Genomic DNA, 20,899 nt, shown 5'->3' on the forward strand with positions numbered 1-20,899 from the left:
CGGCGGGGGGGGGGGGGGGGGGGGGGCCCGGCGGGGCCCCCGCCCCCCCCGCCGGCGGGCGCGGCCCCCCCCCCCCCCCCCCCCCCCCCCCCCCCCCCCCCCCCCGCCACTCGGGAGTATGCCTCCGCCTCCGGGCTCTCCGGACTCAGCCGGCCCGGGTGCGCAGCGCCGTCGGATCAGCGGGCGCCGCGCGGGACCAGGCGCATGAGCGCGCAGCCGGCCGTGACGAGGGTGAAGGCGGCGAGGCCGAGCCAGAGGCTTCCGGTGCCGGTGGCGGCGAGGCTTCCGGTGGCGAGGCCGGGGGTGGCGTTGTACATGGTGGTTACCAGGTCCTTTCGGTGTTGCGGAGGGTGTCCCAGAACGCTTTGGCCTGGGCGGCTTGGAGGTGGATGTCGAAGGCCATCTCCACGATGAGGAGGCCGGCGAGGGCCATCATGGCGGGGCCTCGGCTGCGGACCGTGACGATGCGCTCGAGTGCGATGACGGCGGTCACACCGGTCCACAGCGGGTTGAAGTGGAATCCGCCGGTCACCGCTGCCCACACCAGCGAGACGAGGTAGGCGGTGAGGGCGAACAGACCCACGACGGCGAGAAGTTGGCGGGCCCAGTACTCGCGGGTGACCGGGGTCCAGCCGTAGGCCTTCAGGTTCTCGATGGCTCCGCGCTTCCAGCGCAGGCGCTGGCGGAACAGGTCCGCCCAGGTGGGCATGACCTCGGTGAGCAGCGTGCATTCGGGCGGGGCGATGATGCGGTGCCCGAGGTGGCGGATCGCCAGGGTGAGCTCGTTGTCCTCGGTGAGCACCTGCGTGTCGTACACGGCCGGTCCGCCTCGCAGTACACCCGCTCGGCGGGCGCGCAGCACCTCGTCCAGGACGTGGGCGCGGAACAGGGTGGCGGTGCCGGTCAGCACCAGGGTCTTTCCCTGACGGCGGCGCAGGTCGCGGGCGTAGCGGGCGTATTCGTTGCGCTGCAGTGCGCCCACCAGGCCGCCGCCGGGCTTGCCGGCGAAGGTTCCGCCGACGGCAGGCACACCCGGGTCGGCGAGGTGTCGGACGGCCGCCTTGATGAAGCCGGGGTCGAGGACCGAGTCGGCATCCATCACCAGGACCGCGTCCCAGGGATCCAGGGTGGGCAGCAGTGCTTCCAGAACCTGGTTCAGGGCGCCGGCCTTCCGGTGCCGATTGCCCACCGTGGTGACGACCTCGACCGGGTAGCGGGCTGCGATCTCGGCCGTGGCGTCGGTGCAGTTGTCCGCGATCACCACGATCCTCGCCGGCCTCAGGCGCTGGGCCAGCAGCGAGCCGATCGCCTCGGCGATCTGCTCCTGCTCGTTGTGGGCGGGGATCACCGCGACGACCTTGAGGATCCCTGCGGTGACCAGGGCCGCGGCGTGCCGCGGCGCCGGGCGCCGAATCGTTCTCGCAACAGACACGCGGGTCAGTACATCTCGACCCCACGGCACCGGCGGGGCGGCGACACCCCGGGATCGGCCGAACGGCCCGGTGCTTTCGCCCGAACGGTCCCGCCCGGAATCCGGCGCTGCCGGGGCCCGCGACGGTCGCGGACCGCCTCGGGCTGTCAGCGGCTCGCGGCGACTGCCCGGGCAGTCTCTTCCAGCTGTCCCCGGTACCAGAGAGGGAACGTCACGGGCTCCTGCCCGCAGCAACGCCACAGCCGCCTGAGCGGCCGGCCCCGCCGTCGGCCTTCGAAGGCCGACGGCGGGGCACCAAGTAGCTGGTCTCGCGCGCGAGTCGACGTGGGTGCAGTGATTCCTTGTGCTGCGCGCTCCGGGCGGCTGCCTCCCAGGATCCGCGGGTCAGCCGCGCACGTGCAGTCCGAAGCCCGTGCGGCCCGCGGGCTCCAGTCCTTCCTTCAGGTGCAGCGAGGGGATCGCGTAGTCGCCGAAGTTCTGCCGGCGGAAGGCGATGGGCTCGGTCGACTCCAGGGTGAGCAGGCGCTGCTCCCAGGCCTTGGCGACCGCCGGGTAGTCGTCGCCGGTCATCCGGTCGGTGCCGTACAGGACGAAAGGCGGCAGCACGTCGATGCCCGGGTAGTAGAGGATGCCGTGCTGGAACGGGAACAGCAGGTCGTCGATCGGGCCGTTGATCCCGCGGGCGGCGTAGTGCGACCGGGGGCCGCCGGCGGTGACCGACAGCAGGGCCCGGCGGCCCGCGAGGGTGCCCTCGCCGAAGCGCTCGCCGTACTTGGTGTCGTTGTGCTCGCCGACGCCGTACGCGAAGCGGTAGGTGAAGACCCGGTCCACCCAGCCCTTGAGGATCGCGGGCATGGTGTACCACCACAGCGGGAACTGGAAGATGATCGTGTCGGCCCACAGCAGCTTCTCCTGCTCGGCCAGCACGTCGGCCGTGAGCGTGCCCGTGTCGAAGGCCCGGCCCGAGTCCTGGGCGACCTTCAGCGGGTCCGAGGCTTCGGGCCCGTAGTCCGCGGCGTCCACCACCGCCTTCCAGTTCATCGCGTACAGGTCGCTCACCCGCACCTGGTGGCCGGCGCGCTCCAACGTGGCCACCGCGAGGTCCTTCAGCGAGCCGTTCAGCGACCGGGGCTCCGGGTGGGCGTGGACGATCAGCGTCTTCATGGGAACTCCTCGGGATCGGATGCCTTCGATCCTGGACGGCGCGGCGCCCGGTGTTCAGGGGCGGCGTTTCCGTCGGACGGGACTTCCTGGTACTGGCAGGGCCACCCTCGCGGGCCCGTTCGCAGCCATACTGACGGGCATGGACGATCTCGCGAGCTTCCTGCGGACCCGCCGCTCCCGGGTCGACCCCGCGGCCGCCGGTATCCCCACCGACCGCCGCCGCCGGGTCGAAGGGCTGCGCCGCGAGGAGGTCGCGCACCTGTCCGGGGTGAGCGTCGACTACTACGTGCGGCTGGAACAGGGCCGCGCGACCCAGCCCTCCGAGCAGGTCCTCGACGCCCTCGCCCGGGTCCTCGACCTCGACGCGACCGAACGCGGGCACCTGTTCCGCCTCGCCCGGCAGCGCCGGCGCCGCGCACGGACGCCCAGCAGCAGGGTCCGCCCGGAGCTGCTGCGCGTCCTCGATCTGGTCTCCGGTGCCCCCGCGCTGCTCATGGACCACCGCCTCGACGTCCTCGCCGGGAACCGGCTCGCCGCGCTCCTCTTCGGCCGGCCCGTTCCGGGCCTGAACACCGCCCGGCACATCTTCCTGGAGGAGGCCGAACGCGGCCTGTACGCGGACTGGGAGACCTGCACCCTCGACGTGGTCGGACACCTGCGCCTGGCCGCCGGCCGGTACCCCGACGACCCCCGACTCGCCTCGCTCATCGGCGAGTTGGCCATGGGCAGCGAGCGCTTCCGCCGCCTCTGGGCCCGCGCGGACGTCCGCGCCCGCACCCACGGGCGCAAGGCGTACAACCACCCGCTGGTCGGACTGCTGGAACTCCACCAGGAGAACTTCGCGCTCCCCGACGAGCCGGGCATGGAGCTGCTGGTCCTGGCCGCGACCCCCGGCAGTCCCGCCGAGGACGGCCTCCGCCTGCTCGCGGCCCTCGGCGCGGACGACCCCGCCCCGCACCCCCGGCCGACGTCGACCGACCCCACCGGCCCCGCCGGCGCCGCGGCGGGCCGCTGACTCGACCGGGGCCCCGGCCCGACCTGTGCTTCTCCCCCGCCGGCAGTGCGGCAGGTCAGGCCCGATCGCCCGCCGTGTCGAGCGCGTCGAGCTGGGCGAGCGGTCTTGACCGCGAGGGTGAGTCCCGCCGGGCGGCCCGAGCCGTTGCGCGTCGCGCTGTGCGGTCAGAGCGTGCGGCGGGCTTCGCGGGCCCAGTCGGTGAGTGTGGGGACGCACCGTTCGGCGAAGTACTCGTAGTCGGCGGCGGTGTTGTAGACGTGGGTGGAGAGCCTGAAGTAGCCGACCCCGCCGAGGCTGGTGAAGGCTGCCTCGACGCCGAGTTCGGCCGCCACCCGGTCGCGCAGGGCGTCGGCGTCCAGGCGGGTGCCGGCCAGGCCGGCGGGGAGCCGGACCAGGCGCAGCGCGTTGACGGGCATGCCGACGTCGACGGTGGAGCTTTCGCCGGTCAGCTCGGTGAAGGCCGCGCCGACGATCCGCTCGGCGTAGTCGGCCAGTTCGCCCAGGTAGCGGCGGGCGGTCTTCCAGCCCCAGGTGTTCTCGACGAAGTCCAGCGCGGTCGGTGCCGCCAGGTAGCTCGTGGCGTCGAGGGTCCCCTGGGTGTCGAAGCGCTCGGGGAAGGGTTCCCGGGCTCCCCACGAGTCGATCAGCGGGTGGAGGAGGTCGCGGATGTCGCTGCGGACCACGAGGGCGGAGGCGCCGCGCGGCGCGCAGCCGAACTTGTGCAGGTTGCCGACCCACACGTCGAACTCCAGGCCGGCCAGCGGGTCCTCGGCGAGGCCCGGGACGTGCGCGCCGTCGATCAGCAGCGGGATGCCGGCTGCCCGGGCGGCGGCGCCGATCTGCTCCACGGGCATCCAGCGGGCGGTCGCCGAGGTGATGTGGTCGAGGACGACGAGTGCGGTCCGGTCGGTGATCTCGGCGAGGACCGCCGCGGTGGCCTGCTCGGCGGAGGCGTCGAGGGGGACCCGCGCCGTGCGGACCGTGCCGCCCCAGCGCCGGGCCAGCCGCTCGGCGCCCATGGTGACGGCGCCGTAGCCGTGGTCGGTCACCAGGATCTCGCCGCCCGGCCGGGCCGGAAGGCTGCCGTAGACGACGCTGGCCCCGGCGCTGGCGTTGGGGACGAGGGCGAGGTCGCGCGCCTCGACCCGCAGGAACTCCGCGACCTCCGCCCTGGCCGTCGCGACCCGGCGCGGCAGCCCGGGGAACCACACCACCGGCGCGCGGTCCATCTCCGCCCGCAGCCGCTGCTGCTCCTGCTGGGCGACCCGCGGAACCGCGCCGAACGAGCCGTGGTTGAGGTGCCTCATTGCCGGATCGAGGGTCCAGGCCCGGGCGGCGGGCTCGCCGTCGGGCAGCAGCAGGGGGCGAGGGGCGGAGCTCATGCGGTACTCGATTCGGAAGCGGTCGACGATCGGCCCCCGGTAGCCGTCGGCCGGCCGGCAGCCGCTCCATCCTGCCGCGCGGGCGCCGGTGACGTCGAGGGCCCCCGTCCGACGCCGACCTGGGAGTCCTCCCCTGCCCCGCGCATCGCACGCGTCGCGGCAGTTCCGTTCGCCGCGCGGCCGCTGCGCCCGGGCGGCGGCGGGGTCAGCGGTCGCGGGGTCAGCGGTCGCGGAGGCGGCGGCGGTCGGAGGGCGGCTCGGGCTGCGCTCTCCGGCGCCCCCGCCCTGCCTCACCCCGGTGTGCTGCCGGGAACGGGCGATTCGGGATTCACCACCTGGACGGGGTCTCCGACCCGCACGTTGTCGAAGAACCACCGGGCGTCCTCGGTGCCGAGGCCGACCGCCCCGAAGGTGCGGTTCTCGCGGCCCAGGACGGCCGGCCCGTACCAGTTCATGGCGCAGACGTACGTCGAGCGGCCGTCCTCGGCGAGCAGCCGCACGCACCAGTCGAGCGTGAGGTCGTACTCGCCGCCGCCGGACGGCTGGATCGTCGGCCCGGTGCTGCTGCTCACGTGCAGCGAAGCCTGCTTGTCCGCCACTTTCATGGCGCCCGTCGGGGTGGGATAGGCGGGACGCCCCGCGGTCGCGGGCATGGTCCGCAGGGTCGCGCCGCCGGCCTGGACCCGGACCGCGTGCGCGGCCAGGTCCACATAGCCGGCCACCTCCCTCGCGGGCGGGGCGCTCTCGCCGGTGCTCGGCACGGGCGTCGACGCGGTGACCGGCGGCGCGACGGAACCCTGCTGACGCCCCGGCAGAATCGCCGCCGAGCCCAGCAGACCCACCGCGCACACCGCAACCGCCGCCAGCGCCGCCGCCCGCCGCCTGCTCCTGCGGCCCTTGCCCCGGCGGCGCACCGTGTCGTACGGCAGCGGCAGCGCCGCCGGCGCCTCGGCGCAGAGCCCACGCAGCGCCGAGGAGATCCGGTCCTCGTACTCGGAGCGCGAGTCGTCCTCCAGCTCAGGCACAGTGGTTCATCCTCTCCGGGTGCCGGAGGGCGCCGCCCGCCTCCGGTTCGTCGCTCAGGTACTCGGCGAGCGCGGCGCGCCCGCGGGAGAGGCGGGCCTTGATGGTGCCGACCGCCGTCCCCGTCTCCTCCGCGATCTGCTGCAGGCTCAGGTCGCACAGGTGGAACAGCACGACGGCCTGCCGCTGCACGGCCGGGAGTCTGCGCAGCGCCGCCACCAGGGCGGTGTGCTCGGGCCCCGGCCCGGCCGTCTCCTGCGGCAGCCCGTGCACGCGTTCCCGTTCCAGGACCCGGCCGCGGCGGGCACGCCGCCACCGGCTGACGGCCAGCCGCCAGGCGACCGTCCGGATCCACGCCTCCGGCGGCCCGTCGTCGGACGAGAACCGGGCGCGTCTGCCCCAGCCCCGTACGAACGCCTCCTGGACGGCGTCCTGCGCCTCGCTGAAATCCCCGGTCATGGCGTACAACTGCCGTACCAGTAGGGAGAACGAGGACAGGTAGAACGCGCTGTACTCCTCGTCGGTCATCCCGTGTGCCGCTCCGTCCGCTCGATCGGACGCCCCCTGCATCCACCCGTGCCACGCACGGGACGCGGAGGAGGTTGCACCGAATCCGGCGGCAATGTCATCGGGGTCGCCGACGCGCTTCTCGCGCCCCGCCGGATCGAATCACCGTACGCACTCCACCTTTTTGATCGTTTGATCATTCGGTACAAAAGTCTTGACCTCGATCAGTCGCGCGATCACTATGTCCCGCATGCTCAGCTCCCCCCGGCCGATCGGCCTGACTCGACGCCGGCTCCTGGCCCTCGCCGCGGCCTCGACGGCCGCCACGGCCTTCGCCTCCGCCTGCTCCCCGGTTGACGGCCCCTCGGACGGGACGACCGGCTCCTCCACCGAGGCCGTCACCCTCTGGGGCTGGGCCAAGGGCACCCGGGAGACGGTCGCCGCGTTCAACGCCGCACAGTCCGACGTCCGCGTCGAGTTCAAGGAGATCCCGTCCGGCAACGCCGGGGGCTACGCCAGGATCACCGAGGCGCTCAGGGCCAGCACCGGCCCCGACCTGTTCAACGTCGAGTACCTGCAGCTGCCCGACTACGTGACCCGCGGCCAGGTCCAGGAGCTCACCGGCGCGCTGCCCGCCGGCACCCAGGACCGCTACCTGTCCCAGGCGATGGAGCTGACCACCTTCCGCCGGGCCGTGTGGGCGCTCCCGCTGGACGTCGCGCCGCAGCTCTTCTACTACCGCAAGGACGTCTTCGCCCGCGCGGGCGTCAAGCCGCCGAGGACCTGGGACGAGTTCCGCACCGCGGCGCAGCGGATCCGGCAGGCGGAGCCGAACGCCAGGATCGCCACGTTCTTCCCGGACGACCCGGCCACCTTCGCGGCGCTCGCCTGGCAGGGCGGCGGACACTGGTTCACCGGCTTCGGCGACACCTGGAGCATCGACGTGGACGATCCGCCGACCCGCCGGGTGGCCGCCTACTGGGAGCGGCTGATCCGTGAGGACCTGGTGCGGGTGACGCCGTCGTTCAGCGCCGAGTGGACCGCCTCGCTGCAGAAGGGCGAGACGGTGGGCTACCTCGGGGCGTCCTGGGGCGGTGGCGTGCTGGGGTCGACGGTGCCGGACGACGCGGGCAAGTGGGCCGCCGCGCCGATGCCGTGCTGGGGCGACCGGTCCGCCAGTGGCATGCTCGGCGGCTCGACCTTCGCGGTGGCCAAGGACAGTCGCAGGGCCGCCGCCGCGGTGCGGTTCGCGCTGTGGGCCACCACCACCGCCGAGGGGATCCAGGCCCGGATCGCCACCGGAACCTCCTCGATGTACCCGGCCGCGCCGAACCTCGTCCCGGTCGCCCGCGAGGCCTTCAAGTCCTCGTTCTTCCAGGGCCAGGACCTGTACGGCCTGTCCGCGCAGTCGGCCGAGGCCATCCAGCCCGGCTGGCAGTGGGGACCGGCCACCATGCGCACCCATGCCTCGCTCAAGTCGTCCTTCGCGTCGATCCGGCCCGGCAGCGCCTCCATCGAGCCGGCGCTGGAGACCGCGGAACGGGTCTCCGTCGACGAGCTGCGGAAAGAGGGCTTCACGGTGGTGGGCTGACACCCCCCGCCCGCCCTCCTCGAACCACCCCGCCTCACCCCCACCGGAAAGGCTTCCGATGCCACTCCTCGGACGCATCGACGCATCTCGGCCGCGGCCGCCGGGACCGCGGGCGCGGACTCCGCCGTCCCCCTGACCGACCAGTCCTGGTGGACGGTCCGGGACCTGCGGGTACAGAACAACGCGGCGGTCCGGGCGAAGCGCGCGGGCGTGCTGGTGGAGTCCACCACCACCGCCGACAAGGCCGGGATCGCACTCACCGCGCTGGAGGCGGACCACACCGCCGGTCGGGGCGACAAGACCGGGGCCGACGCGGCCTGGGCGCCTACCCGTTCGTCGCCGGGAACTTCGCCGGCATGTGGCCGCACAACAGCAGCGACCCGACGTTCCAGTACAACACCGTGGGCAGCAGCAAGCCGTCCACGTTCGACGCCACCGCCTGGGACTGCGACATCAGCGTCACCGGCACCTGCAGCACCGACGTCGTCCTCCGGTGCAACGTCGCCCTGGACGACTGCCGGATGGTGGAGACCAGCGGAAAGCCCGGCACCCACTACATCTGCAACAACACCTTCCACTGCCCGTCGCGGCCGATCGTCGACACCATCGGCAACGACAAGCGGATGGTGAACACCATCTTCGTCGCCCCGGCGGGCTCCTCCTGGACCACGGTCAGCGGGTCGGTGTTCGACCACAACCTGTTCTTCGGCGGCACGGCGGTTCCCACCGGCGCGACCGATTCGGTCACCGCCGACCCGCGGCTGACCGGCGACGCCACGGGCGCGGGCTTCCGGCTGCGCTCCGGATCGCCCGCGCTCGGCGCCGGCACGGCGGTCGCGGGCAACGGCGGCACGGACTTCTTCGGCAACCCGGTGTCGGCGGGCGGGGCTCCCAACATCGGCGCGTACAACGGCGCCGGCGCCGACGAAGCCCTGCCGATCGCCCGGCTGTACAACGAGATCGGCGTGACCCGGGACGACAACGCCACCGCGGACGACCACGCCTCGGCCACCAACAGCGGCCGGACCTTCTCCGGGAACGCCCTGGAGGCGGCCGGCCTGGTGCCCGGGCAGCCCTTCACCACCGGCGGTGTCACCTTCACCTGGCACCCCGGCCGCTACGGCACTCCGGACAACGTGCACGCCACCGGCCAGAAGGTGGCAGTCAGCGGAAGCGGCTCCACCCTCGGCATCCTGGGCTTCGCCACCGGCAGCGCCCCGGCCGGGCAGGGCACGCTGACCTTCTCCGACGGCTCCTCGCAGCCCTTCACCCTGGCCCTCACCGACTGGTGGAACACCACCCCGTCCGGCGGCAACACCCTCGCCGCCCAGGTGAGTTACCAGAACCAGCACAGCACGCCGTACAACGCCTCCAGCACCCCGCCCTACAACCACACCGCGACGCTCCGGCTGGCCAAGGTCGGCCTGCCCGCGGGCAAGCAGCTCACCTCGGTCACCCTTCCCGCGGGCAGCGCGACCGCCGGCAGCGCCCTGCACGTCTTCGACCTCGCGCCGGCGCCCTGACGGACCGAAAAGGCCGCGCCCACCTCGCCCGCCGACTGCTGGGCGGGTGGGCGAGGTGGGCGCGGCGAGGGGCTGATCCGACTGCGTCCGTCGGTCAGCAGCTCAGGTTGGACCCGGTGGGGACGCCGAGGATGGAGGCGAAGGAGGTGTAGGCGTTGACCCGGGACTGCACCTGCGCGGGGTTGCCGCCGTTGCACTCGATCGAGCCGTTGATGGAGCGGATGGTCTCGCCGAAGCCCGCGCCGTTGACCATCGCGTTGTGCGGGGTCATGGTGCCGGGGCCGTTCTGGGTCATCCAGTACCAGATGCCGGTCTTCCAGGCGACGGCCGCGTCGGTCTGCACCAGGTTCGGGTTGTTGAGCAGGTCGATGCCGAGCGCGTCGCCCGCGGCCTTGTAGTTGAAGTTCCAGCTGAGCTGGATCGGGCCGCGCCCGTAGTACGCGGCCTGGCCGGCCGGGCACCCGTACGGCTGCGAGGTGTCGCAGTAGTGCGGGTAGTTGGCGGTGTTCTGCTCGACGATGTAGACCAGTCCGCCGGTCTCGTGGTTGATGTTGGCGAGGAAGGCGGCGGCCTCCTGCTTCTTCACCGTGTCCGAGCCGGTGTTGGCGAACGCCGGGTAGGCGCTCAGGGCCGCGACCAGGCCGGAGTAGGTGTAGAAGGAGTTCCGGTTCGGGAACATCTGGTTGAACTGGGCCTCGGAGACCACGAACCCGCTCGGGTTGGGGGTGGTGGTGCTCGGGCTGGGGCTGGGCGTGCCCGTGCCGGTGCAGGTGTACGGGCTCCAGAACCAGGTGGAGATGGTCGGGTCGTAGCCCGGGTTGTCGTGGGTGGCGATGTAGTACTGGCCGTTGGGCGCGTACTTCACCACCGAGCCGGTGGTGTAGTTGGTGCCGGCCACCCAGACCGGGTGGTTGCAGGCCTGCGCCGTGCCGCTCGGGCTCGGCGTGGTGCCACCGCCACCGCCACAGGCACCCTGGTCGGCCCAGACACCGGAGCCGCCGGTACTCGGGGTCTCGCCCTGGGTCCACCACTTGGCGTTCCAGTTGTGGCCGTTGTACGAGGCGGACATGCCGCCGGTGTACACCTGCGACGCCGCGTACGGCGCCGCGCACGCCGCGGCCGCGGTCGAGGTGCTGGGCACCATGACCGCCAGGCCGGCGGCGGCGAGCGCGCCGGACAGCAGCGCGGCGGTCTTCTGCTTGTTCATGTGCCACTCCTTGTGGGGGAAAGGGCGGGCAGGGTGGGCAGGGAACCCGCGGTGTACTCAACTCCAGTGGTCCAGACCTGTCAATAGGTCTAGACCTTAAATGGAGCCTGGGAAATGACCGACTGTCAGGAAGCTTTACTGACGAAGATCCCTCGACCGACACCCCGGCCGACGACCCCACCCGGCCCGACAAAGCGCCTCCGGCCAGCACGGATGCGAGAGATCCCGGAAAGGAATCCCGCCATTCCCGCGGATCCCCGAGCGACGGCCTTTCACATCCTCCACCCAATGGTCTAAACCCATTCACGTTATGGTCTAGACCCTTTGCGGCTTCAGAATTCGGGAGCCGCTCCCCCGGCCGCACCGCCCGAATGGATCGAAGACCGACACCGCCTTGCGATCCTGATTGGTATCGCACAGCATCTTGCACATTCACTCACGCGTCACCATCATCGATCAGTAGCGACCGGTCACTGATGGTCCATACCTTGTCATGATCACCACAAGCCACCCCTGCCGTGATCACCCGTCACTGGGAGACCCCTTGCGTCTGCTCCGGCTCCTGACTGCCGCGGTCTGCGCCGCCGGCACCCTCGTCCTGCCTGCCGCTACCGCCGCCACCCGGGCGTCCGCCGCCACCACGGCGCCGCAGACCGTCCCGGCGCTCAGCCAGTGGACCGCCGGCAGCGGCACCGCGTTCACCTTCACCGATACCTCCCGGATCGTCGTCGACCCGGCCTACAGCGCCCAACTCGCCGACGAGGCAGCCACCTTCGCCGACGACCTCGGCGCGCTGGAGGGCCGGACGGTGAGCGTGGCCACCGGCCCGGCCGGCGCCGGGGACATCTCCCTCACCCTCGGCGACGGCTCGCTGCCCGCCGAGGGCTACCGGATGACCGTCGGTGCGAGCATCGCGATCGGCGCGGCCACCGACACCGGCGCCTTCTACGGCACCCGCACCGTCCTCCAACTGCTGCACCAGTCCGCCACCGTGCCGGCCGGCACGGCCGTGGACCGGCCGGCCAAGTCCGAGCGCGGCCTGATGATCGACCAGGGCCGGAAGTTCTTCACCGTCGACTGGGTGAAGCAGCACATCAAGGAGCTGGCCTACCTCAAGCTCAACTACTTCCACTTCCACCTCTCCGACACCTTCGGCTTCCGCCTGGAGAGCTCCACCCACCCCGAGGTCGTCTCCGCCGACCACTACTCCAAGCAGGACATCGCCGACCTGGTCACCCTCGGGCAGAAGTACCACGTCACCATCGTCCCGGAGATCGACACCCCCGGGCACATGAACGCGGTCCTGGCCGCCCACCCCGAGCTCAAGCTGAAGAACAGCTCCGGCACCGCCAGCGCCGAGTTCATCGACCTCTCACTGCCCGGCACCTACACCCTGATCAAGGACCTGGTCAACGAGTACCTGCCGCTGTTCCCCGCGCCGTACTGGCACATCGGCGCCGACGAGTACGTCACGGACTACAACCAGTACCCGCAGCTGCTGACCTACGCCCGCGCCAACTACGGCGCCAACGCCACCGCCAAGGACACCTACTACGGCTTCGTCAACTGGTCCGACGCACTGGTCCGGGCGGCCGGCAAGACCACCCGGATGTGGAACGACGGCATCAAGTCCGGCGACGGCACCGTCACGCCCAACGCCGACATCCTGGTCGAGTACTGGTACAACTACGGCCTCACGCCCCAGCAGTTGGCCGCCCGCGGGCACACCGTCGCGAACGAGTCCTGGACGCCCACCTATTACGTCCTCGGTGGCGCCAAGCCGGACACCAAGTGGATGTACGAGACCTGGACCCCGGACCTCTTCCAGGGCGGCAACACCCTCAACGACCCCGCCCGCAACCCCGGTTCGCTGATCCACGTCTGGTGCGACAACCCCAACGCCGAGACCGAGCAGCAGATCGCCGCCGGGATCTTCCAGCCGCTGCGCGGCCTCGCCCAGCAGACCTGGGGCTCGCCCAAGCCGGTCGCCACCTACGCCGCCTTCACCCCGATCACCGCCGCAATCGGCCACAACCCCGCCTGGCCGAGCACCGGCCAACCCGGCAACCTCGCCCAGAACCGGCCCACCATCGCCTCCAGCACCGAGACGCCGAACTTCCCCGCCGCGCTCGCCACCGACGGCGACCCCGCCACCCGCTGGGCCAGCGCCTACAGCGACCCGCAGTGGATCCAGGTCGACCTCGGCAGCAGCAAGGCCGTCGGCCGGGTCGTCCTCCGCTGGGAGGCCGCCTACAGCAGGGCCTTCCAGCTCCAGCTCTCCGACGACGCCACCACCTGGCGCACCCTGTACTCCACCAGCACCGGCACCGGCGGCGTCCAGGACCTCGGCGGGCTCAGCGGCAGCGGCCGCTACCTGCGGCTCTACTCCACCCAGCGCGGCACCACCTACGGCAACTCCCTCTACGAGCTGGAGGCGTACGCGCCCGGCGGCCTCGCCGGCACCCACACCCTGACCGCCGCCGGCAAGGCCCTGGACGTCCCCGGCAGCTCCACGAAGACCGGTACCCAGCTGATCACCTGGGCCCCGCACGGCGGCGCCAACCAGCAGTGGCAGTTCAGCGCAGACACCGACGGCAGCTGGACGCTCACCAACGCCGCGTCCCATCTGTGCGCCGACATCAGCGGCGGCTCCACCGCCGCCGGCGCCGCCGTCATCCAGTGGACCTGCACCGGGACCGACAACCAGCACTGGATCCTCACCGCCCTGCCCGGCGGCGGCTGGACCGTCGCCGCCAAGCACAGCGGCCTGCTCCTCACCACCGCCTCCACCGCCGACGGCGCGCTGCTCACCCAGCAGCCCGACACCGGCAGCGCCCTCCAGCACTGGCAGCTCTCCTGACCCGAACCGCGCACCACCCACCGAACCGCCGCCCGCGGGACCCCCACCCCGCGGGCGGCCCCGCTCCTCCGCCCCGCCGGGGAAAGGGAGTTCAGCGCCGCTCCGGGGTTCGCGGCCGGCCCGGCGGGGGAAGACTGCGTCGGAAGCGCCGGAGTGGAGGGGGCCACAGCCGATGGTGCGACAGAACTCACCCGACGACGAGACACGGATCCTGCCGGAGCAGTACTGGGCGGCCGACCAGGTCTCGTTACAGGGACGGCAGTTGGCCGTCCGCTGGTACCGCTGGCAGCTCCTGCTGCTGGTCGCGGCCGCCGTGATCGGCTCGGTGCCCTGGCGCGGCACCCCGCTGCTCGCCGCCGCCGCCTTCCTCGGAGCCGGCTGGTTCTGGTTCCGGCTGCGCAGCGCCAATCCCCAGGCCCGTTGGCACGAGGCCCGGGCCGCCGCCGAGTCGTTCAAGACGCTGGCCTGGAAGTACGCGGTGCGCGCCCATCCGTTCCAGGGCCCCGCCGACTCGGCGGAGGCCGAGGAGCGCTACCTGCAGCACCTCGCACACCTCGGGCAGTTGCTCGATCAGAACCCGGGCACCGTCCCGCCCGGGACGGAGCCCGAGGTCGGCGACGGCCTGCGCGAGCTGCGGGCCGCCCCGCTGGCCACCCGCCGCGCCCGCTACCTGAGCGCCAGGGTCGACGAGCAGCGGGTCTGGTACCGGGCCCGGGCCGAGGCGTGCGAGTCCCAGTCCGCCTACTGGAGCCTGGTGGTCGGCGCGCTGACGATCCTGGGCACCGCCGCCGCGATCGCCGACGCGGCCACCGCCCTCCCCGTCCCGGTCTTCGCCGCCTTCGCCGCCGCGGCGACCGCGGTGATCGCCTGGACCCAGCTCCAGCAGCTGCGTCCGCTGGCCACCGCCTACCTGCTGGCCGCCGGTGAACTGCTGATCATCTCCGGCCGGCTCTCCACCCTGGACCTCAACTCCCCGGACGCGGAGGAGAGCTGGGCCAGGCTGTCGGCCGACGCCGAGGAGAGCATCTCCCGCGAGCACACCACCTGGCGGGCCCGCCGCGCCTTCGTCCGCTGACCTCCCGGAGCCGCGGAAGGTGCCACGGAAGGAGCCGCGGAAGGTGCCGCGCCGTCAGTCCGTGACGGCGCGGCGCAGGGCGGCGCAGAGCTCGGCGATCTGCCGCTGCGAGACCGCCGCCGACATGATCGCCTGCGAGCCGTGGAACGTCCCCGGCCACTGGTGCAGTTCGACCGGGACGCCCACCCGGAGCAGGCGCAGCGCGTAGCCGATGATCTCGTCCCGCAGCGGGTCGAACTCGGCCGCCGCGAGGTAGGCGGGCGGCAGACCGGACAGGTCCTCCTCGCGGGCCGGGGCCGCGTACGGCGTGGCGGAGCGGCCCGCGAGGTAGTGGTGCCAGGAGAGGGTGACCTTCTCGCGGTTCTGCCACGGGGTGTCGGTGAAGTTCCGCTGCGACCAGGTGTCCTGCCGGTCGTCCAGGCCGGGCTCGTTGAGGAGCTGGAAGCGGATCGCCGGGCCCTGCTGGTCGCGGGCGCGCAGCGCCGTCCCGGCGGCCAGGTTGGCTCCGGCGCTGTGGCCGCCGACCGCGATCCGGTCCGGGTCGATGCCCAGGTCGGCGGCGTGCTCGGCGAGCCAGCCGAGGACGGCGTACACGTCGTCCAGGGCGGCGGGGTACGGGTCCTCGGGCGCCCGGCGGTAGCCGACCGACACCACGACCGCGCCGGAGCCCTGGGCGAGCCGGGCGGCCCACGGGTGTTCCGTCTCCAGGTCGCCGAAGACGAAGCCGCCGCCGTGCATCCACACCACGGCGCCGCGGGCGCCGCGCGGGCGGTAGATCCGCACCGGCACGTCCGGGTCGGCGGGGACGGTGCGGTCCTCGATCTCCAGGTCGCTCAGGTCGGGTACGGGCCGGGCGGCGGCGCGTTCGGCGAACACCTTGCGGGCGGTGACCGGGTCGGAGAGGTCGGTGTGCGGCAGGAACGGGACGAATGCTTCGAGTTCGGGGTCCATGGCCACCATCCTGCGGGGACCGCCCCCGGCCCGTCGTCCGCCGTACGTCGCGCATCCGCCGCCGCGGCCGCACCGTTCGGCGCACCCGCCGACCGCCCGTTCCTTCTACGCTGCATCCCATGGAGGCACTGGCCGTACGACTGTCCGGACTCGACCCGTACGTGGGCGGCGCGATCCGCGTCGTCGCGTTCTACGACACGCTGATGCGCCACCGGGTCGACCTCGCGGCGCTCGCCCGCGCCACCGCCGGACTCGCCGAGTGCACCGCCGGCATCCGCCTGCACGGCACCGGCCGGGACATCCGCTCCGCGCCCGACGGCACCCCCGCCGCCGGACCGGCGCCGGCGCCGTCCAGCACCGTGCCGATCACCCTCGACGAGGAGCAGCTGGGCACCGTCTGGCTCGAACGCCCGGGCCCGCCCGGCCAGCTCGACGACGTCGTCCTCGACCGGCTCGCCCTCGCCGTCGCCGCCACCGTCGAACGGTACGGCCCGGCCCGCACCACGATGGCCGACCCCGCGCTCGTCGAACTCGCCGTCAGCGCCGACACCGAGGACACCGCCCGCGCCCGTGCGCTGCGCCTGCTCGGCTTCCCCGCCGACCGGCCGGTCCACGTCGCCGCCGTCCGGCTCCCGGTCCCGGCCGCCGACTCCGGCCCCCACCGGCCCGCGGGCACCGGGACACCCACCGACCGGATGTCCGGGCCCTCCCCGAGCGCCGACCGGCGGCCGCTGTCCCTGGCCCGGATCGGCGCGCTGATCTGCCCCGGCAGGCCGGTGAAGGCCGCGTCCCTCGCCGACACCGGCGTCCTGCTCGCCACCGCCGTCGACCCGGCCCGCTTCCCGGCCGGCGTCCGCGCCGGCCTCGGAACGGCAGGCAGCCCCGACCTCGCCTGGCGCAGGGCGCGCACCGCGCTCCGCTTCACGACCCCACGCCAACCGATCATCGAGCACAGCGAGTTGGGCGCCCTCGCGCTGCTCGCCGAGGTCCCGCCGGACACCGCCCGCGCCAACCCCGACGTCGCCGCCGTCACCCGCCTCGCGGCCTGCCCCGACGACCTCGACACCCTGGACGCATACTGCGCCACCGGGTCGCTCCGCCGGGCCGCCGAGCAGCTCCACCTCCACCACAGCAGCATCGCCCGCCGCATCGACCAGATCGGCCGCACCCTCGACCTCGACCTCACCGACCCCACCGGGCTGACCCGCGCCCGCCTCGCCCTCACCACCTGGCGCCTGCTCGCCACCTGACCGCCGGTCTGTCGGCGCCGTCCGCTACCGTGCACGAATGACCGACCCTCAGCAGACCGCCACCGTCCAGCGCATCCGGCCGCTCGCCTTCCACCAGGCGGGCGGCACCGAGGACTGGCGCGTCCTCGGTGACGGCGCCTGCGCGCGCTTCCGCACCGACGGCTTCGCGGCGGGCGCCCGCTTCGTCCACGCGCTCGCGGGCCTCGACCTCGGCGACCGTCCCTCCCCCGACGTCGACCTGCGCGCCGACGGCGTCACGGTGCGGCTGATCACTCTCACCGACACCTTCTTCGGCCTCACCGAGGACACCGTCGACCTCGCCCGCCGGGTCTCCGCGCTCGCCGCCGAGCACGGGCTGGCCGCCGAGCCGTCCTCCGTGCAGACCGTCCAGGTCACCCTGGACGCGCTCGACCTGCCCGCGGTCGTGGCGTTCTGGAGCGCCCTGCTCGGCTACACGGACCGGGCCGGCAGCCCGGAGGACCTGGTCGACCCGCTGCGTCGCGGCGGCCCGTTCTTCTTCCAGCAGATGGACGAGCCCCGCCCGCAGCGCAACCGGGTCCACGTCGACCTCTGGCTGCCGTACGACCAGGCCGAGGCCCGGATCGCCGCCGCCCTCGCCGCCGGCGGCCGCCTGCTGAACGACACCGATGCCCCGGGCCTGTGGATCCTCTCCGACCCCGAGGGCAACGAGGCCTGCGTCGGCGCGGCGGGCGCCCCCGCGGCCTGACCCTCAGGCTTCGCTCAAGTCCCTCCTGCCGGCGCGGGAGGTCTGCCAGCATGGGCGCACGCGATCGACCGCGCACATCCGGGGGGCTCCGTGGCAGGGATAGACGACGGCCGACCAGCGGTACTGCAGCCGTGCCCGGGCTGCGGGCTCGCCGACGAGCTGGCCGGAGTCCCGGCCGTCTACCACGCGGGGCGGGACACCGTCCGGGTCACCACGCCGGCCCGCTTCGACGAGCCGGCGAACACCGTCACCCGCGCGGTGACGACCTCGCTCGCGGCGGCGCTGTCCCCGGTGCCGCCGACCCCGCTCCGGCTGCCACCGTTCGGCCACTGGTTCGCCGGGGTGTTCCTGGTCCTGGTGTCCGTCGGTACGTTCATCGGGGGTGCGCTGGCAGGGCACTGGTTCAGCGAGGACCGCGCGTCGGGCGAGCCGCAGGGATACCCGTTCGACGCGTGGCCGGTCGAGCCGGCACCGGGCCCCGACCTCGCGTTCCTCGGCTGGATCTCGGCGCTGGCTTTGCTGGCCGCGATCGCCGTGTTCGTCCGCATCGCCGTGCGCCGTCCGGACCGCCGACAGCCGCCGTTCGATCCCGCGGCCGCCGAACGTCTGTGGTCCCGCGGCTGGTACTGCCGGCGCTGCGGCTGCGTCCACTTCCGCGCCGAGCCGGGCCGGGAGGCACGGGCGCTCACTCTGCAGGAGTTCCGCGCGGAGGTGTGGGCGGCCGGCGGCTGGACCAGCGCGTGAGTCGGCCCGCGTCCGGCTGAACTCCCTTACGGTGCCTGCGCGGTGCTGGCCCGCAGCACGACCTCGGCGGCGACCGCGACCTGTCGGCCGGTGGCGGATCCGGCGACGGGGTCGAGGGCGAGGCGGACGGCCTCGGCGCCCATGTCGGCGAGCGGCAGGCGGACGGTGCTGAGCGCGGGCGCCAGGTCGGTGGCGAGCGGGATGTCGTCGAAGCCGGCCACCGAGATCTCCTCGGGCACCGCGATGCCGCGCTCGCGCAGCTCGGCGAGGACGCCCGCCGCGCAGATGTCGGACAGCGCGATGACGACGCTCGGCCGCGCACCCGCCCCGCCCGTCCGATCGGCCCGGTCCGCCCGATCGAGGATCCGCGCGACCGCCGCGCGACCGCCGTCGCGGGTGAACTCGGCTCTCTCGACCAGGACTTCCTCCCCGCCGAGCCCCGCCGCGGCGGCGGCTTCCAGCACCCCGTCCAGGCGCTCCCGCGCGACCCGCATCCGCTCCGGTCCGGTCACGACGGCGATCCTCCGGTGTCCGAGGCGCAGCAGTTCCGTCGTCAACTGTCCGGCGCCGCCGCGGTTGTCGGGGAGCACGGTGCCGTACCCGGGCCCGTGGTCGGTGATGGCGGTGACGATGCCGCCCTGGTCGCGGTAGGCGGCGAGGGCCTCGTCGATGCGGCGTCCGGCCTCGGGGTCGGTGTAGGCGGAGCCAGCCAGGACGATGGCGCGGACGCGCTGGGCGTGCAGCATCCGGATGGCGTGGAGTTCGCGCTCGGGGTCGCCGTCGGTGCTGGTGACGAGGGAGAGCAGGCCGGCCCGGGCGGCGGCGTCGCCGACGCCGCGGGCGATGGCGCCGAAGTAGGGGTCGGCGACGTCGTGGAGGAGGACGCCGATGGTGGCGCCGGTGGCGCGGGCGAGGGCCTGGGCGGGGGCGTTGGGGAGGTAGCCGAGGGCGTCGGCGCTGGCGCGGACCTTGGCGGAGAGCTCTTCGGTGACGGTCCGGGCGGAGCCGTTGAGGACGCGTGAGGCCGTGGCGAGCGAGACGCCCGCGTGCCGGGCGACGTCGCCGAGGGTGACCGCCACGGGTGGTGCTCCTTCCGTCCCGGAATCCGTACCGCCCGAGCGTACCGCCCTGCTCGGGGGCCTTGACCCGACCCGGCGGGGGCCTTAGCCTCAGCCGTGGAAAGCGCTTTCCACCCTAGTTTTCGAAGGACCGACGGAAGGAACCAGCCCCATGACCCGCAGGGTGATCGGCATCGTGATGAACGGCGTCACCGGCCGGATGGGCTACCGCCAGCACCTGGTGCGCTCGATCCTCGCCATCCGCGAGCAGGGCGGCCTCCCGCTGGACGGCGGCGAGACGCTCTGGCCGGAGCCGATCCTGGTCGGCCGCAACGCCCACAAGCTCAAGGAGCTGGCCGACCGCCACGGCCTGACCCACTGGACCACCTCGCTCGACGAGGCCCTCGCCCACCCGCTCGCCGAGATCTACTTCGACTCCCAGGTCACCCCGGCCCGCGAGCAGGCGATCAAGGCGGCGATCGCCGCCGGCAAGCACATCTACACCGAGAAGCCCACCGCCGAGTCGCTGGAGGGCGCGCTGGAGCTGGCCCGCCTCGCCCGCGAGGCCGGGGTGCGCAACGGCGCCGTCCAGGACAAGCTCTTCCTCCCCGGCCTGCTGAAGCTCAAGCGCCTGGTCGACGGCGGCTTCTTCGGCCGGATCCTGTCCGTGCGCGGCGAGTTCGGCTACTGGGTGTTCGAGGGCGACTGGCAGGACGCGCAGCGCCCCTCGTGGAACTACCGGTCCGAGGACGGCGGCGGCATGATCCTCGACATGTTCCCGCACTGGCGGTACGTGCTGGACGGGATCGTCGCGCCGGTCCGCTCGGTGTACGCGCACGCCGTGACGCACATCCCGCAGCGGGTCGACGAGCAGGGCAAGCCGTACGCGGCGACCGCCGACGACGCCGCGTACGGCGTGTTCGAGCTGGAGGGCGGGATCACCGCGCAGATCAACTCCTCCTGGGCCGTCCGCGTGGACCGCGACGAGCTGGTCGAGTTCCAGATCGACGGCACCGAGGGCAGCGCCGTGGCGGGTCTGCGCAACTGCCGCTTCCAGCACCGCGCCGCGACCCCCAAGCCGGTCTGGAACCCCGACCTGCCCGCCACCGAGCCGTTCCGCGCGCAGTGGCAGCAGGTGCCGGACAACGGCGAGTTCGACAACGGCTTCAAGGTGCAGTGGGAGCTGTTCCTCCAGCACGTGGTCACCGGCTCCGAGTACCGCTGGGACCTCCTGGAGGGCGCCAAGGGCGTGCAGCTCGCCGAGCTCGGTCTGCGCTCCGCCGCCGAGGGCCGCCGCCTGGACGTCCCCGACCTGGCCCTCTGAGCCCGGCCGGGCCCCGGCTGCCCGAAGGCCGATCCCGCCCGACCCCCGACCGTCCCGCCGTCTCCC

At 73.3% G+C, this 20,899-nt stretch carries 18 protein-coding genes; 9 read left to right on the top strand and 9 right to left on the bottom strand.

Annotated features, from left to right (window positions below):
* Positions 1-176 precede the first annotated feature (176 nt).
* The 3 genes from ACGFX4_RS23600 to ACGFX4_RS23610 form a co-directional block, all read right to left on the bottom strand.
* Positions 177-317 carry a hypothetical protein gene (locus tag ACGFX4_RS23600; protein ID WP_393077747.1) on the bottom strand — a complete coding sequence of 47 codons (141 nt, stop codon included), beginning with the start codon at positions 315-317 and terminating at the stop codon, positions 177-179.
* A 5-nt stretch (positions 318-322) separates the two neighbouring features.
* Positions 323-1,432, bottom strand: a complete 1,110-nt coding sequence (locus ACGFX4_RS23605) for a glycosyltransferase family 2 protein (RefSeq protein WP_393077749.1) — start codon at positions 1,430-1,432, stop codon at positions 323-325.
* A gap of 384 nt (positions 1,433-1,816) precedes the next feature.
* Positions 1,817-2,596 (bottom strand): NAD(P)H-dependent oxidoreductase, encoded by a 780-nt coding sequence (locus ACGFX4_RS23610; protein ID WP_393077751.1) that lies wholly within the window; start codon positions 2,594-2,596, stop codon positions 1,817-1,819.
* Between the two features lie 139 nt (positions 2,597-2,735).
* On the opposite strand from ACGFX4_RS23610, the gene ACGFX4_RS23615 reads away from it, so the two are divergent.
* A complete protein-coding gene (locus ACGFX4_RS23615; protein WP_393077753.1) occupies positions 2,736-3,611 on the top strand; it encodes a helix-turn-helix transcriptional regulator in 876 nt (291 codons plus the stop codon).
* 164 nt (positions 3,612-3,775) lie between these two features.
* Here ACGFX4_RS23615 and ACGFX4_RS23620 read toward each other — a convergent pair whose 3' ends face one another.
* The 3 genes from ACGFX4_RS23620 to ACGFX4_RS23630 all read right to left on the bottom strand — a co-directional run bounded on the left by ACGFX4_RS23620 (position 3,776) and on the right by ACGFX4_RS23630 (position 6,544).
* Complete coding sequence (locus ACGFX4_RS23620; RefSeq protein WP_393077755.1) at positions 3,776-4,993, bottom strand: aminotransferase class V-fold PLP-dependent enzyme; 1,218 nt, start codon at positions 4,991-4,993, stop codon at positions 3,776-3,778.
* A 290-nt stretch (positions 4,994-5,283) separates the two neighbouring features.
* Entirely contained in the window at positions 5,284-6,018 is a 735-nt protein-coding gene (locus tag ACGFX4_RS23625; protein WP_393077757.1) for a L,D-transpeptidase, read from the bottom strand.
* Entirely contained in the window at positions 6,011-6,544 is a 534-nt protein-coding gene (locus ACGFX4_RS23630) for a SigE family RNA polymerase sigma factor (protein WP_393077760.1), read from the bottom strand. The genes ACGFX4_RS23625 and ACGFX4_RS23630 overlap by 8 nt, the downstream gene beginning before the upstream one ends.
* 229 nt (positions 6,545-6,773) lie before the next feature.
* Between ACGFX4_RS23630 and ACGFX4_RS23635 the strand changes: the two genes are divergently transcribed.
* The gene (locus tag ACGFX4_RS23635; RefSeq protein WP_393077761.1) at positions 6,774-8,114 is read left to right on the top strand and encodes an ABC transporter substrate-binding protein; all 1,341 of its coding nucleotides are present in this window, start codon (positions 6,774-6,776) and stop codon (positions 8,112-8,114) included.
* A 356-nt stretch (positions 8,115-8,470) separates the two neighbouring features.
* A complete protein-coding gene (locus tag ACGFX4_RS23640; RefSeq protein WP_393077764.1) occupies positions 8,471-9,637 on the top strand; it encodes a hypothetical protein in 1,167 nt (388 codons plus the stop codon).
* Between the two features lie 94 nt (positions 9,638-9,731).
* On the opposite strand, the gene ACGFX4_RS23645 is transcribed toward ACGFX4_RS23640, so the two are convergent.
* Positions 9,732-10,844, bottom strand: a complete 1,113-nt coding sequence (locus tag ACGFX4_RS23645) for a glycoside hydrolase family 19 protein (protein WP_393077766.1) — start codon at positions 10,842-10,844, stop codon at positions 9,732-9,734.
* A 544-nt stretch (positions 10,845-11,388) separates the two neighbouring features.
* Here ACGFX4_RS23645 and ACGFX4_RS23650 point away from each other — a divergent pair.
* Together ACGFX4_RS23650 and ACGFX4_RS23655 are read left to right on the top strand one after the other, a co-directional pair.
* Positions 11,389-13,704 (top strand): family 20 glycosylhydrolase, encoded by a 2,316-nt coding sequence (locus tag ACGFX4_RS23650; RefSeq protein ID WP_393077769.1) that lies wholly within the window; start codon positions 11,389-11,391, stop codon positions 13,702-13,704.
* Between the two features lie 172 nt (positions 13,705-13,876).
* Positions 13,877-14,779 carry a DUF4231 domain-containing protein gene (locus ACGFX4_RS23655; RefSeq protein WP_393077771.1) on the top strand — a complete coding sequence of 301 codons (903 nt, stop codon included), beginning with the start codon at positions 13,877-13,879 and terminating at the stop codon, positions 14,777-14,779.
* Positions 14,780-14,833: 54 nt separating this feature from the next.
* On the opposite strand, the gene ACGFX4_RS23660 is transcribed toward ACGFX4_RS23655, so the two are convergent.
* Positions 14,834-15,730 (bottom strand): alpha/beta hydrolase, encoded by an 897-nt coding sequence (locus ACGFX4_RS23660; RefSeq protein WP_393077773.1) that lies wholly within the window; start codon positions 15,728-15,730, stop codon positions 14,834-14,836.
* A gap of 119 nt (positions 15,731-15,849) precedes the next feature.
* Between ACGFX4_RS23660 and ACGFX4_RS23665 the strand changes: the two genes are divergently transcribed.
* The 3 genes from ACGFX4_RS23665 to ACGFX4_RS23675 all read left to right on the top strand — a co-directional run bounded on the left by ACGFX4_RS23665 (position 15,850) and on the right by ACGFX4_RS23675 (position 18,451).
* A complete protein-coding gene (locus ACGFX4_RS23665; RefSeq protein WP_393077776.1) occupies positions 15,850-16,980 on the top strand; it encodes a PucR family transcriptional regulator in 1,131 nt (376 codons plus the stop codon).
* A gap of 37 nt (positions 16,981-17,017) precedes the next feature.
* Positions 17,018-17,707, top strand: coding sequence for a VOC family protein (locus ACGFX4_RS23670; protein WP_393077778.1), 690 nt, complete (start codon positions 17,018-17,020; stop codon positions 17,705-17,707).
* A gap of 90 nt (positions 17,708-17,797) precedes the next feature.
* Positions 17,798-18,451 (top strand): hypothetical protein, encoded by a 654-nt coding sequence (locus ACGFX4_RS23675; RefSeq protein ID WP_393077780.1) that lies wholly within the window; start codon positions 17,798-17,800, stop codon positions 18,449-18,451.
* 26 nt (positions 18,452-18,477) lie between these two features.
* On the opposite strand, the gene ACGFX4_RS23680 is transcribed toward ACGFX4_RS23675, so the two are convergent.
* Positions 18,478-19,530, bottom strand: a complete 1,053-nt coding sequence (locus tag ACGFX4_RS23680) for a LacI family DNA-binding transcriptional regulator (protein WP_393077782.1) — start codon at positions 19,528-19,530, stop codon at positions 18,478-18,480.
* 151 nt (positions 19,531-19,681) lie between these two features.
* Between ACGFX4_RS23680 and ACGFX4_RS23685 the strand changes: the two genes are divergently transcribed.
* Entirely contained in the window at positions 19,682-20,833 is a 1,152-nt protein-coding gene (locus ACGFX4_RS23685; protein ID WP_393077784.1) for a Gfo/Idh/MocA family protein, read from the top strand.
* Positions 20,834-20,899 lie beyond the last annotated feature (66 nt).

This window comes from Kitasatospora sp. NPDC048365, from assembly GCF_043200835.1.
Taxonomy (GTDB): domain Bacteria; phylum Actinomycetota; class Actinomycetes; order Streptomycetales; family Streptomycetaceae; genus Kitasatospora; species Kitasatospora terrestris.